This is a genomic window from Streptomyces sp. NPDC028314 (genome assembly GCF_055565795.1).
The window spans coordinates 179082-193533 of the sequence record NZ_JBVHTP010000017.1; the positions used below are offsets into that span (position 1 = coordinate 179082).

Consider the following 14452-nt stretch of genomic DNA (forward strand, 5'->3'; position numbering starts at 1 on the left):
CACTGGTGAACCACCCAAAATGACAGGGGAGTTGGCCTGAACCGCCCGCACGAGTGATGCGTCATCAATCTATGAGGACAGCTGCCGGGAAATACCTGCGAAGCAGCCGTCATGGGGGAAGACTGACGACACACTCCCCGCGGGTGCGGGGATGACCCAGGGGGACGGCCATGAATCACGCCTCGAGCCGTAGCACACAGACCACACCGCAGCGAAAGAACGCATCCATGTGCCAGCACCAGCCAGCCTGCCCGTCATCAGACTCCGCCGACAGGGAGGCCGCGTTCCCCGTGGCCAACCACCCGGAACAGGGCTGGAGCCTGCTGTGCAACGGCGTCCTGCTCTTCGAGGACACCGGGGAGCTGCTGCCGGACGGGCAGATCATCGCCCCGCACCGGCCGCTCGCGGCGGCGTAGGCGAAGGCCGCGGCGCGGCCGACGGGAGACATGAAGAAGGGGCCGGTCACCGGAGCGTTGCTCCGGGACCGGCCCCTTCTTCATGTCATACGACTACGAACACGGCTCGGTGCTCGCAGCCGCTCAGTTCTCGTACTCGTCGAGCGGCGGGCAGGAGCACACCAGGTTCCGGTCACCGAAGGCACCGTCGATCCGGCGCACCGGCGGCCAGTACTTCTCGGCGGCCGTGACCCCGCCCGGGAAGACCGCCTCGTCGCGGGTGTACGGGTGGTCCCACTCGCCGCCCAGCGCCGCAGCGGTGTGCGGGGAGTTGGCCAGCGGGTTGTCCTCCAGCGGCCACTCGCCCGAGGCGACCCGCTCGATCTCGCCGCGGATGGCGATCATCGCATCGCAGAAGCGGTCGATCTCGGCGAGGTCCTCGGACTCCGTCGGCTCGATCATCAGCGTGCCGGCCACCGGGAAGGACATGGTCGGCGCGTGGAAGCCGTAGTCGATCAGACGCTTGGCGATGTCGTCCACGCTCACGCCCGTGGACTTCGACAGCGGGCGCAGGTCGATGATGCACTCGTGCGCGACCAGGTTGTCCGGGCCGGTGTAGAGCACCGGGTAGTGCGGCTCCAGGCGCTTGGCGATGTAGTTGGCACCGAGCACCGCCACCTGGGTGGCGCGCTTGAGGCCCTCACCGCCCATGAGGCGCACGTACGACCAGGAGATCGGCAGGATGCCCGCCGAACCCCACGGAGCGGCCGAGATCGGGCCGACGCCCGTCTCGGGACCGGCGGTCGGCTGGAGCGGGTGGTTCGGCAGGTACGGGGCCAGGTGCGCCCGGACACCGACCGGGCCGACGCCCGGGCCGCCGCCGCCGTGCGGGATGCAGAAGGTCTTGTGCAGGTTCAGGTGCGAGACGTCGCCGCCGAAGTGACCCGGCTTGGCCAGACCCACCAGGGCGTTGAGGTTGGCGCCGTCCACGTAGACCTGGCCGCCGGCCTCGTGCACCTGGGCGCAGATGTCGGCGACGTGCTCCTCGAACACACCGTGCGTGGAGGGGTACGTGATCATCAGCACGGCGAGCTCGTCGCGGTACTGCTCGATCTTGGCGCGCAGGTCGGCCGCGTCCACCTCGCCGTCGTCGGCGGTCTTGACGACGACGACCTTCATGCCGGCCATCACGGCGCTGGCGGCGTTGGTGCCGTGCGCGGAGGAGGGGATGAGGCAGATGGTGCGCTGCTCGTCGCCGTTGGCCCGGTGGTAGGCGCGGACGGCCAGCAGGCCGGCGAGCTCACCCTGGGAGCCGGCGTTGGGCTGGATCGAGACCTTGTCGTATCCGGTGACCTCGCAGAGACGTTCCTCCAGCTCGGTGATGAGCGTGAGGTAGCCCTCGGCCTGCTCCACCGGGGCGAACGGGTGCAGCTGGCCGAATTCGGGCCAGGTGACCGGCTCCATCTCGGTGGTCGCGTTGAGCTTCATGGTGCAGGAGCCCAGCGGGATCATGCCGCGGTCCAGCGCGTAGTCCTTGTCCGACAGCTTGCGCAGGTAGCGCAGCATCGCGGTCTCGGAACGGTGCTGGTGGAAGACCGGGTGGCTCAGGTACGCGTCCGAGCGCAGCAGGCCCTCGGGCAGCGTGTCCGCCGTGCTCTCGTCCAGCGCCTCGATGTCGGCGGTGACGCCGAACGCCGCCCAGACGGCCTCGATGTCGGCGCGCAGCGTGGTCTCGTCGCAGGAGATCGAGACCAGGTCGGCGTCGGCCTGGTACAGGTTGACGCCGCCCTCGCGGGCGGCGGCCACGACCTCGGCGGCGCGGCCCGGAACCCGGGCGGTGAGGGTGTCGAAGTAGGAGCCGTGCACGATCTCGACCCCGCCGGCCGTCAGGCCCGCGGCGAGCAGGGCGGCGTAGCGGTGGGTGCGGCGGGCGATCGTCCGCAGGCCGTCCGGGCCGTGGTAGACGGCGTACATGCCGGCCATGACGGCGAGCAGCACCTGAGCGGTACAGATGTTGCTGGTGGCCTTCTCGCGGCGGATGTGCTGCTCACGGGTCTGCAGCGCGAGGCGGTACGCCTTGTTGCCGTCCGCGTCCACCGAGACGCCGACGAGGCGGCCGGGCAGCGAGCGGGCGTGCTTGGCCTGGACGGCCATGTAGCCGGCGTGCGGTCCGCCGAAGCCCATCGGGACACCGAAGCGCTGGGTGGTGCCGACGGCGATGTCCGCACCGAGCTCGCCCGGGGAGGTGAGCAGCGTCAGGGCGAGCAGGTCCGCGGAGACGGTGACGATGGCACCGAGCTCGTGCGCCTGGTCGATGACCGGCTTGATCTCCCGTACGGCGCCCGAGGCACCGGGGTACTGGAGCAGCACGCCGAAGACGCCGCGCTCGGCGATCTCGGCCGGGATGCCGTCGCTCAGGTCGGCGACGACGACCTCGACACCGGTCGGCTCGGCGCGCGTCTCGATCACGGCGATGGTCTGCGGCAGCGCGTCGGCGTCGATCAGGAAGACGCCGTCCTTCACCTTGCCCACGCGGCGGGCCAGCGACATCGCCTCGGCGGCCGCGGTGCCCTCGTCGAGCAGCGAGGCGCCGGAGGTCGGCAGGCCGGTCAGGTCGGCGACGACGGTCTGGAAGTTCAGCAGCGCCTCGAGGCGGCCCTGCGAGATCTCGGGCTGGTACGGCGTGTAGGCCGTGTACCAGGCCGGGTTCTCCATGACGTTGCGCAGGATCACCGGCGGGGTGAAGGTCCCGTAGTAGCCGAGACCAATCATGGGCGAGAGCACCTGGTTGCGGTCGGCGAGCTGACGGAGCTCGGCGAGCACCTCGGCCTCGGTCCGCGCCTCGGGCAGGTTCAGCGCCTCGGCGCTCTTGATCACATCGGGTACCGCTGCGGCGGTGAGTTCGTCCAGGGAGCCGTAGCCCACCTGGGCGAGCATCTTGGCCTGCGCCTCGGCATCCGGGCCGATGTGGCGCTGCTCGAAGGGGATGCCTCGCTCCAGCTGGGAGAGCGGAATGCGGTTGGCGGTCATGACGGAGGCCTCCTGGTCGTATGACCTGCGAGGGGCACCACGGCGCGGGCACCCGGACGGCCTCCCCCTCTGTCATCTCAACCTGAGAGCTTCACCGGGCCTCCTGGGGGTCGCCCACGAGATCCGGCTTTCACCGTCGGTGAGGAGAGGAACCGGCACTGCGCACCCGGTACCCGCCCCTGCTTTCCAGAGTGGCCTCGTCACGTGCGGTACGTATGCCTGAGAGATTCCGGGGAGGATTTGCTCCTTCGGCGCCTCCGTCGAACTCACTCGGAGGACTCTCCCGCACAGGGTCAACAGCCGTCACCCAGCCTACCAGCGAGGATCTGAACACTCCCTCGAGTGGCCCCCTCCCCGAATATGCACTTTTGTAGTCATTACGGAGGAGCTGCGACCATGTGGAGGGACCGTGCAGACCGACATCGATCCGCGCAGCCTGATCGGACGCAAGGCATTCGACCGCAACGGCGCCAAGATCGGCACCGTCGACGAGGTCTACCTCGACGATGCCACGGGCGTCCCGGAATGGGCCGCCGTCCGGACGGGCCTCTTCGGCCGGGACGCGTTCGTCCCCCTGGAGCCGAGCGAGGTGGTCGGGGACACCTTGCGGGTCCCCTTCGAACGCTCCCTGATCAAGGACGCCCCGGACTTCGGCGTCGGCCGCCACCTCTCCCCCGATCAGGAGCTGCAGCTGTACCACCACTACGGACTGGACGTGACCCTCCCGGCCGACTTCCACCGCCCCCAGCCCCCGAACACCACGGCCCAGGACTTCGGCAGCCTGGCGGGCGAGGGCTGAGGGCTGTCCTTCAGGCCGCCCCGACCCCCTGGAGCGGCAGCGGATCGGAGGGCTCCAGCTCCGGGTCGTCCACCGCGAAGGTCCGCACGCGGCCGGGCGGCGAGCCCGGCTGCTCGAACCGTACGGTCACCCGCCCGACCCCGCTGCCCTGCACCCACCCGGGCCCGTACACCGCGTGCCGTACGTCGCTCCCGGCCGCCCAGCGCCGCTCGGGAGCCGCCTCCGGGCCCCCGGGGGCCTCGGCAGCCCCATCGGCCTCCACGGCACCTGGAACCCCTGGAGCCGCTGTAACCCCCTCAGCCCCGCCCGTGCCCGCCTCGGAGGCCGTCTGCGGCCCCTCGGCCCCGTCCGGCCCCTCCGCGCCGCCCACGCCGTCCACACCGCCCGCCTCGGCAGCGGCCAGCGTCGCCGCCTGGGCGAACAGGTCCTCCTGCGTGTAGTCCGCGAGCCCCGTCACGCCCACCCCCAGCAGCCGCACCCCGCCCGTGGTGTCCACGCCCTCCAGCAGCCGCGAAGCCGCCTCCCGCACCACTCCCGCGTCGTCCGTCGGCCCCCGCAGGGTCTCGGAGCGGGTCAGCGTCGAGAAGTCGTACCGCCGCACCTTCAGGACGATGGTCCGCCCCGAGTGCCCCGAGGCCCGCAGCCGGCCCACGCACCGGTCGGCCAGCCGCTGCACCTCACCCCGGATCCGGACCCGGTCGTGCAGGTCCACGTCGAAGGTGTCCTCCACCGAGACCGACTTCGCATCGCGCTCGGCGACCACCGGCCGGTCGTCCAGCCCCAGCGCCATCCGGTACAGGCCGACGCCGTGGGACCGCCCCACCATCCGGACCAGCTCGTCCTCACCGGCCTCGGCCAGCTCCCCCACCGTGGTGATCCCGGCCCGTCTCAGGTGCTCCCCGGTGACCGGCCCCACCCCGGGCAGGGTCCGCACCGACATCGGCGCCAGCAGCTCCCGCTCGGTCCCGGGCTCGATCAGCAGCAGCCCGGCCGGCTTGGCCTCCTCGGAGGCCACCTTGGCCAGCATCTTGGACCCGGCGAGCCCCACGGACCCGCTGAGCCCCGTGGCGGCCATGATGTCGGCCCGCAGCCGCTCCCCCGCGGCTCGCGCCCCGGCCGAGTCGAAGGCCGCCCCGCCCGCCTCCAGGTCCACGAAAGCCTCGTCGAGGCTGAGCGGTTCCACCAGCGGGGACAGCTGCCGCAGCAGCCCCATGACCAGCTCGCTGACCGACTGGTACAGACGGAAGCGGGGGATCAGGTAGGCGCCGTTCGGGCAGAGCCGCCGGGCCTGCGCCATCGGCATCGCCGAGTGCACCCCGAAGCGGCGTGCCTCGTACGAGGCGGTGGCGACGACCCCGCGCGGCCCGAGACCGCCGACGATCACCGCCTTGCCGCGCAGGCTCGGCTTCGACGCCTGCTCCACGGAGGCGTAGAAGGCGTCCATGTCCAGATGCAGGATGGTCGGCGCGGCTCTCACAGCCCCGATGCTGCCGTACGCCACTGACAATCCGGCCGGAGCCGGGTCAGCGCGTCTCAGACGGCCCGGTTGCGGCGCGCCGCCAGCTCGTCCGCGGGGTTCTGCCCGACCAGCGTCTCGCCGGTGTCGATCCGCTCTCCGTGGAGCTGTGAGAGCGCGTTCTCGACGTCCCGCCAGACCACGCCCACGGCGATGCCGAAGACCCCCTGGCCGCCCTGGAGCAGGCTCACCACCTGGTCCGGCGAGGTGCACTCGTACACGGTGGCGCCGTCGCTCATCAGCGTCATGCGCTCCAGGTCCGAGAAGCCGCGGTCGCGCAGGTGCTGCACGGCGGTGCGGATGTTCTGCAGCGCCACCCCGGTGTCCAGGAACCGCTTGACGATCTTGAGGACCACCACGTCCCGGAAGCTGTACAGCCGCTGCGTGCCGGATCCGTAGGCGGGCCGCACGCTGGGCTCAACCAGCCCGGTGCGTGCCCAGTAGTCCAGCTGCCGGTACGTGATGCCCGCCGCGGCGCACGCCGTCGGCCCCCGGTAGCCGATCCTCTCGGGCGCCTGCGCGTCACCCACCGGTCCCACCGGCGTCGGCCCCGACTCCGGCTGACGGCGCGCGGAACCGGCCGCACCGCCGTGCAGCGGATACGGCCCGCCGTCACTCCGTGCGGGGGTGCCCCCGGTCGTACCGTCGCCCGTGATCCTCACGCCGACCCTCCGTCCTTGACCTGCCACCTCGAAGGTAGGCAGTCACCAGGGGTGCGTCAACGATCGCCACACTCGGCACGCCGAGTGATAATCACCCTGAGAGTGGTTTCCCGTGCCCCGTAACGGGGAAAGGCTACTTGAATGGGCTGAAAGTTCCTGGAGGACGGCGCGCCCCGCGCCTCACTGCGGGCCGGTGCCGAAGTCCTCGGGCGAGATCTGGTCGAGGAATTCCCGGAACTTCTCGACCTCGTCCTCCTGCTCGTCCGGAATGGCGATGCCGGCGTCGTCCAGCACGCCGTCACTGCCGTAGATCGGCGTCCCCGTCCGCAGGGCCAGCGCTATGGCATCGGAAGGCCGCGCGCTCACCTCGACCCCGCTGGCGAAGACAAGCTCCGCATAGAAGACGCCCTCCCGCAGATCCGTGATCCGGACCTCGGTGAGCTCCTCACCGACCGCCTCCAGCACGTCCTTGAACAGGTCGTGCGTCAGCGGACGGGCAGGGGCCATGCCCTGCTGCGCGAAGGCAATGGCGGTCGCCTCCCCAGGTCCGATCCAGATGGGGAGGTACCGGTCGCCTCCCACTTCACGCAGGAGCACGATCGGTTGGTTCGAGGGCATTTCCACCCGGACACCCACAACGTCGAGCTCGTTCACACAGCAACCCTAGGACCTGCCCGGCAGGTTTGGGTAGTCGGGCTCCCCCTGGTCAGTGGAGCCGGACCCCGAGAGCGGTCTGCACGAGGGCCTCGTGAAGCCGTACGGAGAGCCCTGCGAGCTCCCTCATCGTGGCTTCCGCATGCGCCCTGGTCTGCGGATTGCGGTGGCGGCGCAGCGGGGCGACGAGCTGCTCCACCAGACCGGCCTCCCGGTCCGCTGCCGCCTTCATAGCGCGCAGATGGCGGGGCTCGAGCCCGAATCGACCGAGATCCGCGATCAGGCGGGCCACGGTGACCGTCTCGGCGTCGAATCCCCCGCCGGGCGCCTCGGCGATGAGCCCGTAAGACTCCCACTCCACCAGGTGGACCTCGTCCACCTCGGCGGCGGCGATCAGCTCGGCCCGGCCCACCCGGGCCGCGGCCGGCCGCTCCCCGCCCACCTCGCCGTAGACGGCCGAGGGGCTCGCGGGATCGACCGCGCCGTCGGCGTCCCGGTGCACGGTGGGCGCGGGGATGCGGATCTGCTCGCCGCGGTCGAGCGCGTCGAGCTGTTCGCGGATGACCTTCAGCGGCATGTAGTGGTCGCGCTGGAGCCGCAGGATCCGGCTCAGCCGCTCGATGTCCTCGGGGCTGAACTTGCGGTACCCGGAAGGTGTGCGCCGGGGCTCGACGAGCCCCTCCGCCTCCAGGAAGCGGATCTTCGAGATGGTGACATCGGGGAACTCGTCGCGCAGCATGGTCAGCACCGTGCCGATGCTCACCAGCCGCCCGGCCGAGCCGGCGGTGCCGTTTCCGGCACCGCCCGTCGGGGTGCGCAGCATGGGACCTTCCCTGGAGCTCCTCCCCGGACCGGGTCCGGGAAAGGGTCAGATGCCCCGCAGGCTCGCGTAGAAGACCAGCCGGTACTTGCCGATCTGCACTTCGTCGCCGTTGTGCAGGGCGACCGAGTCGATCGGCTCACGGTTCACGTACGTGCCGTTGAGACTGCCCACGTCGGAGACGGTGAAGCCGCCGTCCTGGCCCCGGCGGAAATCGACATGGCGCCGGGAGACGGTGACGTCGTCCAGGAAGATGTCGCTCTGCGGATGCCGGCCCGCCGTGGTCAGCTCGCCGTCCAGGAGGAACCGGCTGCCGGAGTTGGGACCGCGCCGCACGATCAGCAGAGCGGAACCCGGAGGCAGCGCCTCCACCGCGGCCTGGGCCTCGGGGGACAGCGAGGACGACACGTGCTGTTGTCCCGACACCTCGGCCTCGTAGGCCTCAAGGCCGGAGATCGAGATCGTGGACGTGGTCTCCGAGGCACGCTCCGGCGTCAGGCCCGGCCGCAGCGGCGCGCCGCAGTTCGAGCAGAACCGGCTAGCCGCATCGCTGCGGTGCCCGCACCTGCTGCAAATCTGCTCGGCCGACATGGACGGCTCCTCGCGCCGCGGCTGCCCCGCGGAGGCATTGGTGGCATACGGGTCGGGTGCAAACCCTCCACCCGTACTTGAGGTTGATGGTTCACCGAAACCTATGCGTCCGGTACCAGCAGGGTCAACAGCCGACGCGCCCTGCGCGCCCGAATTATCACCCGCGCCGGCAACCTCGTCGCGGAAGAGCGGCCGGTCGCCCTGCCCTTCCCCGTCTCCATGCCCCGCGCGATGACGCGCGGCACCGCTGTCCTCGCGGTTCTTCTTGCCGAACAACTTCTCAAACAACTTCACGGGCGATTCCCCTTGACCGAAACAGACCCGCCCGTGGGGCAGGACGAACTCCGAATGCACACACCTGCCGATCCGGACATTCTCACAACGTCCGTAACCACCAGACAGTTTCCACCACGCACCGCGACTTCGGTGCCTCGACCCCCCGCAGGCTTCCGCCCGCGTGAGCCGCTCCACACTCCGCACCGCCTCACGGTGATGACAACCGAGCGTAGTCAGGCTGCTTCGCAGCCCGCAAGGCATCCACAACGATCTTCGCCGACCGTGTGACGGCAACGGTGGCCTGCTCCTTCTCCAGCGTCTGCACGACACCGCCGGGGATGTTGAGCGCCGGTTCCAGATCCTGCGGCTTGCCGATCACCTTGAACTCATAGGGTTGTGTGATCTTCTTCCCGTCGATCGCGACCCCGTCACCCTCGTCCGAGAAGAAAGAGCCCGCCACGACCCGCACACCGTTGATCTGGATCGCCTCGGCACCGGCCGCCCGCAGCTCCTGGAGGGCGTCCAGCAGCTGGTCGGACTTCACCTGCCCCTTGGGATCGGTGATCCGCAGCGTGATGCCCGGTCCCTGGGCTGCCACCGTACCGGCCAGGATGCCCAGTTGGCGTTCCTTCTCCACGGTCTGCTTCCGCGCCTCCTCCGCCTGGTCGGAGCTGTTCTCCAGCTCCTTGCGCTGGTCCTCCAGCTTCTGCTTCTCGTCCTCCAGGCGCTTGGTCCGCCCGTCGAGCTCGTCGAGGATCCGTACGAGGTCCTCCTGACGGGCACCGCGCAGCGGGGCGCTGGAGTCGCTGTTCGACCGCACCTGGATGGCCAGACCCAGACCGAGCACAAACAGCAGCAGCGCGACGATCAGTTGGGCCCGGCTCACCCGCGGGGGCCACAGACCGGCCGCCAGCCGCTGCCGTCCGGTCTGCTCGGGCCCGGCCGCCTGCGCCGTCCCCTCCTTAAGAGGCTGCTCCGGGACATTTGGTTCCTCGGGCGGGGTGTTCTCCGTGCTCATCGGCCTCACGCCCGGAAGACGTGCCGGCGGATGGCCGCGGCGTTGGAGAAGATCCGGATTCCGAGGACCACGACCACACCCGTCGACAACTGCGAGCCGACGCCCAGCTTGTCACCGAGGAAGACGATCAGCGCGGCGACGACCACGTTCGACAGGAACGACACCACGAAGACCTTGTCCACGAAGATGCCGTCCAGCATCGCGCGCAGACCGCCGAACACCGCGTCCAGCGCCGCCACCACGGCGATCGGCAGATAAGGCTCCACCACGGCCGGCACTTCGGGGCGGACCAGAAGTCCGACCACCACTCCGGCCACGAGGCCCAGTACCGCGATCACGATGCACCCTTCTTCGGCTCTTCTGCTGTAGCTGTACGTACGGTCAGGCTCGACGCGGCCTGCAGCCGCAGATCGTCCACGGGCGACAGGGTGGAGCGGATGCCGTAGCTCTCCTGCAGGACGTGCAGGTACTGGCCGCCCTCGGAGTCCTGGAAGGCCGTCCCGAGCTTCTTCTTGTCACCCACCGCGAGCACTTCGTACGGCGGCACCAGCGGCTTGTTGTCGACCAGTATCGCGTCACCCGCGGCCCTGATGGCCGACAGGGCCGTGAGCCGCTGCCCGTTGATCGAGATCGCTTCCGCACCCGACTGCCAGAGCCCGTTGACGATCCTCTGCATGTCACGGTCACGGAGCCGGCCGGTGTCCGAGAACCCGGCGCTCTCGCGCGGTCCGCCACCGCCGGAGGAGGCGCCCTTGGCGTCGTCCACCACCAGCTTGATCCCGGGCCCCTGCACATCGGTGGCACCGGACAGCAGCGCCACGAGCTGGCCCTTGTCCCCGCCGTGCTGCTTCAGCGCCTCGCTCTGCCGGTCCGCGACCTCGGTCCGCAGCCGCTCGATGTCCCGCTCCAGGCCGTCCGCGTGGTCGCCGGCCCGCTCCACCCGGTCGATCAGCTCCTGGCGCTCCTTGGCCAGCACCGGCGCCGCTATCCGCGCCTCGGCCGCGCCGAGGGTGACCACCATGGCCGCGAGCACGAGCCCGGCGGCCAGGCCCAGCTTGGCCTTGAGGGTGCGCGGGAGCCCCGCCGTACCCTCCGCCTCCCGCCGGGCCGATGCTTCCGCATAGCCCTCGTCGAGACTGTGGTCCATCACGTGCGTCAGCAGCGACATGGAAGCGTCCGGGCGCGCGGGCGGCGTGGCCGAACTCCGGTTGTTGGGCGGCTGCGACATGCCGCACATCGTCGCATGTCGGCAGCTGTGACACCGAATGCAGCAGTCCGGCGGGCCGGACGGGACGCTCGCCCGCGCCCGGTCCGCCGGACCGCCGTCTCAGCCGCTCAGTGCTCGCCGCCGTCCACGACCGCGGCCCACTCGTCGAGCAGGGCCTGGGCGGACTCGTCGTCCGGTCCTTCGGCCCACAGGTGCGTGACCGCCTCGGCCGGGTCCGGCAGGACCAGCGCCCACCGCCCGTCGGCCTCGACGACCCGCACGCCGTCGGTGGTGTCCACCTGCCGGTCGCCGGCCGCCTCCACGACCCGCCGCATGACGAGCCCCTTCACCGCCCACGGCGTGGGCACGTCACGCTTGAGCACGTGGGCCCGCGGGATCCGGGCGTCGATCTGGCTCAGCGTGAGCTGCGTCCGCGCCACCAGACCGATCAGCTGCACGAACGCCGCCGAACCGTCGAAGACGCTGCTGAACTCCGGAACGATGAACCCGCCCCGGCCGTCCCCGCCGAAGATGGTGTTCTCGGCACGGCCCACCCGGGTCAGGTCGTCGGGCGAGGTCGTCGTCCACTCCACCTGGGTGCCGTGGTACGCCGCCACCTGCTCGGCGACACGGGTCGTGGTCACCGGCAGCGCCACCTTGCCACTGCGCTTCTCGGCGGCGACCAGGTCGAGCATCACCAGCAGCGCGCGGTCGTCCTCGATGATCCGCCCGCGCTCGTCCACGAGGGAGATCCGCTCGCCCACGGGGTCGAAGCGGACGCCGAAGGCCGCCCGCGAGGAGGCCACGATCTCCCCCAGCCGCACCAGCCCGGCCCGCCGGGACTCCCTGGTCTCCGTCGGCCGGGACTCGTCGAGACCGGGGTTGACGGTGAGAGCGTCCACCCCGAGCCGGCCGAGCAGGCTGGGCAGAACCAGACCCGCACTGCCGTTCGACGCGTCGACGACCACCTTCAGCCCGGAGTCCTCGACCCCGGAGATGTCCACGCGCCGCAGCAGCGAGCCCGTGTACGCGTCGAAGACACTGCCCGGGAACTGCAGGTCACCGATCTCGCCGGGGAACGCCCGCCGGTACTCCTGACGCGCGTACACCCGGTCCAGCTTGCGCTGCTGCTGGAGCGAGAGGTCCGCACCGCGCTCGTCGAGGAACATGATGTCGACCGAGTCCGGCACCCCGGGCGAGGTCCTCAGCATGATGCCGCCGGCGCCGCCTCGCGCGGTCTGCTGCCGGGCCACGGGCAGCGGTACGTTCTCCAGGTCGCGCACGTTGATGGCGCTGGCCTGGAGCGCCGAGATCACGGCACGCTTGAGCGCTCTCGCACCTCGGGAGTGGTCACGGGCCGTGGTGACGATCGCCCCCTTCTTCAGGGTCGTCGCGTAGGCACCCGCCAGCCGGACCACGAGCTCGGGGGTGATCTCCACGTTCAGGATCCCGGAGACTCCTCGCGCACCGAACAGGTGTGCCTGTCCGCGCGACTCCCAGATCACCGACGTGTTGACGAAGGCACCGGCCTCGATCGTCTTGAAGGGGTAGACGCGGACGTTCCCCTGAACGATCGATTCCTCACCGACGAGGCACTCGTCACCGATGACGGCCCCGTCCTCGATCCGGGCGGCGCGCATGATGTCGGTGTTCTTGCCGATCACGCAGCCGCGCAGGTTGCTGTGGGGCCCGATGTACACGTTGTCGTGCACGACCGCCTTGTGCAGGAAGGCCCCGCTCTTGACGACCACGTTCGACCCGATGACCGTGTGCTCGCGGATCTCCACACCGGCTTCGATCTTCGCGTAGTCCCCGATGTACAGCGGCCCGCGCAGCACCGCGTCCGGGCTCACCTCAGCGCCTTCGGCGATCCACACGCCGGGCGAGATCTCGAAGCCGTCCATGTCGACCTGGACCTTGCCCTCGAGTACGTCGGCCTGCGCCTTGACGTAGCTCTCGTGGGTGCCGACGTCCTCCCAGTAGCCCTCGGCCACGTAGCCGTAGATCGGCCGGCCTTCCTTCATGAGCTGCGGGAAGACATCGCCGGACCAGTCGACGGACACGTCCGCTTCGACGTAGTCGAAGATCTCCGGCTCCATCACGTAGATGCCGGTGTTGATGGTGTCCGAGAACACCTGTCCCCAGGTCGGCTTCTCGAGGAAGCGCTCGACCTTTCCCTCTTCGTCCACGATCGTGATGCCGAATTCCAGCGGGTTCGGCACCCTGGTCAGGCAGACCGTGACCAGTCCGCCCTTCTGCTTGTGGAAAGCGATGAGGTCGGTGAGGTCGAAGTCGGTGAGCGCATCGCCGGAGATGACGAGGAAGGTGTCGTCCTTCAGCGCCTCCTCCGCGTTCTTCACGCTGCCGGCGGTGCCGAGTGGCTTCTCCTCGTTGGCATAGGTGAGCTCCATTCCGAGCTCTTCGCCGTCACCGAAGTAGTTCTTGACGAGAGACGCCAGGAACTGCACGGTAACCACGGTCTCGCTGAGCCCATGCCGCTTGAGCAGCCTGAGCACGTGCTCCATGATGGGCCGGTTCGCGACCGGGAGGAGCGGCTTGGGCATGCTTGAGGTCATGGGGCGAAGACGCGTACCTTCGCCACCGGCCATCACGACGGCCTTCATGTCGGAAGAGTCCTCCTTGAGAGATGACGGTCGAGCCGACCTCACCCGTCTCGGACGGTGACTCCGCAACACCTCCGCGTCAGTACCGGCGTCGAACAAGCTCAATCGGCTGTGGCATCGGCCTTGACCAGACGGCGGACCTGAACCACGTATAGGATTCCTGCCCACCAATAGAGGGTTGTACCCCATCCGGCGAACGCCCATCCGAAAACTGACGCCATCCAGGCCAACGAACCGGATCCCTCACTGAGCAGCAGCAAGGGGAACGCGTACATCAGGTTGAAGGTCGCGGCCTTCCCGAGGAAGTTGACCTGGGGCGGCGGATAGCCGTGTCGCCGCAGGATCCACACCATGACCAGCAACATCAGCTCGCGCGCGATCAGGGCCGCGGTGAGCCACAGCGGCAGAATCTCGCGCCAGGTCAGCCCGAACAGCGTCGTCAGGATGTACAGACGGTCCGCGGCCGGATCGAGCAGCCGGCCCAGATTGCTGATCTGATTCCAGCGGCGCGCGAGTTTCCCGTCGAGGTAGTCGCTGATCCCGCTGAGCATGAGGACGGCCAGCGCCCACCCGTCGTACTCCGCCAGGATCAGCCAGAGGAACAGGGGCACGCCGGCGAGGCGAGCCATGCTCAGGATGTTGGGAATGGTGAAAATTCGGTCAGTCTGAACCCGAGTCTCCTGGACCTCCACCCGGGGGCCTCCACTGTGACTGTAGAAATGTTGAAGACGATGCCCCCTGACCCTACAGGAGACCTCGACCCGGCCCGGAACGCAGAAAAGCCCCGCACCATAAGGTGCGGGGCTTTCCCACAATGATTGTTCGGCGGCGTCCTACTCTCCCACAGGGTCCCCCCTGCA

General features: G+C 69.7%; 13 protein-coding genes and 1 riboswitch. Of the genes, 2 read left to right on the forward strand and 11 right to left on the reverse strand.

The features are described 5' to 3' along the window. Positions 1 to 227: 227 nt before the first annotated feature. Positions 228 to 416 (forward strand): DUF5999 family protein, encoded by a 189-nt coding sequence (locus ACZ4TG_RS32540; protein WP_468169900.1) that lies wholly within the window; start codon positions 228 to 230, stop codon positions 414 to 416. Positions 417 to 539: 123 nt separating this feature from the next. Here ACZ4TG_RS32540 and gcvP read toward each other — a convergent pair whose 3' ends face one another. Then, positions 540 to 3425, reverse strand: coding sequence for an aminomethyl-transferring glycine dehydrogenase (gene gcvP, locus ACZ4TG_RS32545; RefSeq protein WP_468169903.1), 2886 nt, complete (start codon positions 3423 to 3425; stop codon positions 540 to 542). Between the two features lie 197 nt (positions 3426 to 3622). Next, positions 3623 to 3721: riboswitch (glycine riboswitch) on the reverse strand. 113 nt (positions 3722 to 3834) lie between these two features. On the opposite strand from gcvP, the gene ACZ4TG_RS32550 reads away from it, so the two are divergent. After that, positions 3835 to 4224 (forward strand): PRC-barrel domain-containing protein, encoded by a 390-nt coding sequence (locus tag ACZ4TG_RS32550; RefSeq protein ID WP_468169906.1) that lies wholly within the window; start codon positions 3835 to 3837, stop codon positions 4222 to 4224. Positions 4225 to 4234: 10 nt separating this feature from the next. Here ACZ4TG_RS32550 and ACZ4TG_RS32555 read toward each other — a convergent pair whose 3' ends face one another. The 10 genes from ACZ4TG_RS32555 to ACZ4TG_RS32600 all read right to left on the reverse strand — a co-directional run bounded on the left by ACZ4TG_RS32555 (position 4235) and on the right by ACZ4TG_RS32600 (position 14284). Beyond that, positions 4235 to 5701, reverse strand: coding sequence for a DNA polymerase IV (locus ACZ4TG_RS32555; RefSeq protein ID WP_468169909.1), 1467 nt, complete (start codon positions 5699 to 5701; stop codon positions 4235 to 4237). Between the two features lie 56 nt (positions 5702 to 5757). Next, the gene (locus ACZ4TG_RS32560; protein ID WP_468169912.1) at positions 5758 to 6402 is read right to left on the reverse strand and encodes a MerR family transcriptional regulator; all 645 of its coding nucleotides are present in this window, start codon (positions 6400 to 6402) and stop codon (positions 5758 to 5760) included. Between the two features lie 180 nt (positions 6403 to 6582). After that, positions 6583 to 7056 (reverse strand): bifunctional nuclease family protein, encoded by a 474-nt coding sequence (locus ACZ4TG_RS32565; protein ID WP_007262890.1) that lies wholly within the window; start codon positions 7054 to 7056, stop codon positions 6583 to 6585. Positions 7057 to 7108: 52 nt separating this feature from the next. Beyond that, entirely contained in the window at positions 7109 to 7879 is a 771-nt protein-coding gene (ftsR, locus tag ACZ4TG_RS32570) for a transcriptional regulator FtsR (protein WP_468169915.1), read from the reverse strand. A gap of 45 nt (positions 7880 to 7924) precedes the next feature. After that, the gene (locus ACZ4TG_RS32575) at positions 7925 to 8869 is read right to left on the reverse strand and encodes an FHA domain-containing protein (protein ID WP_468169957.1); all 945 of its coding nucleotides are present in this window, start codon (positions 8867 to 8869) and stop codon (positions 7925 to 7927) included. An 82-nt stretch (positions 8870 to 8951) separates the two neighbouring features. Next, positions 8952 to 9761 (reverse strand): DUF881 domain-containing protein, encoded by an 810-nt coding sequence (locus ACZ4TG_RS32580; RefSeq protein WP_468169918.1) that lies wholly within the window; start codon positions 9759 to 9761, stop codon positions 8952 to 8954. A 5-nt stretch (positions 9762 to 9766) separates the two neighbouring features. Continuing rightward, a complete protein-coding gene (locus ACZ4TG_RS32585; protein ID WP_030158423.1) occupies positions 9767 to 10099 on the reverse strand; it encodes a small basic family protein in 333 nt (110 codons plus the stop codon). Further along, complete coding sequence (locus tag ACZ4TG_RS32590; RefSeq protein ID WP_468169921.1) at positions 10096 to 10998, reverse strand: DUF881 domain-containing protein; 903 nt, start codon at positions 10996 to 10998, stop codon at positions 10096 to 10098. Before ACZ4TG_RS32590 ends, ACZ4TG_RS32585 begins: the two co-directional genes overlap by 4 nt. A gap of 98 nt (positions 10999 to 11096) precedes the next feature. Then, positions 11097 to 13592: a sugar phosphate nucleotidyltransferase gene (locus ACZ4TG_RS32595; RefSeq protein WP_468169924.1), complete on the reverse strand. Its 2496-nt coding sequence runs from the start codon at positions 13590 to 13592 to the stop codon at positions 11097 to 11099. A gap of 101 nt (positions 13593 to 13693) precedes the next feature. Further along, positions 13694 to 14284, reverse strand: a complete 591-nt coding sequence (locus ACZ4TG_RS32600) for a CDP-alcohol phosphatidyltransferase family protein (protein ID WP_468169927.1) — start codon at positions 14282 to 14284, stop codon at positions 13694 to 13696. Positions 14285 to 14452 lie beyond the last annotated feature (168 nt).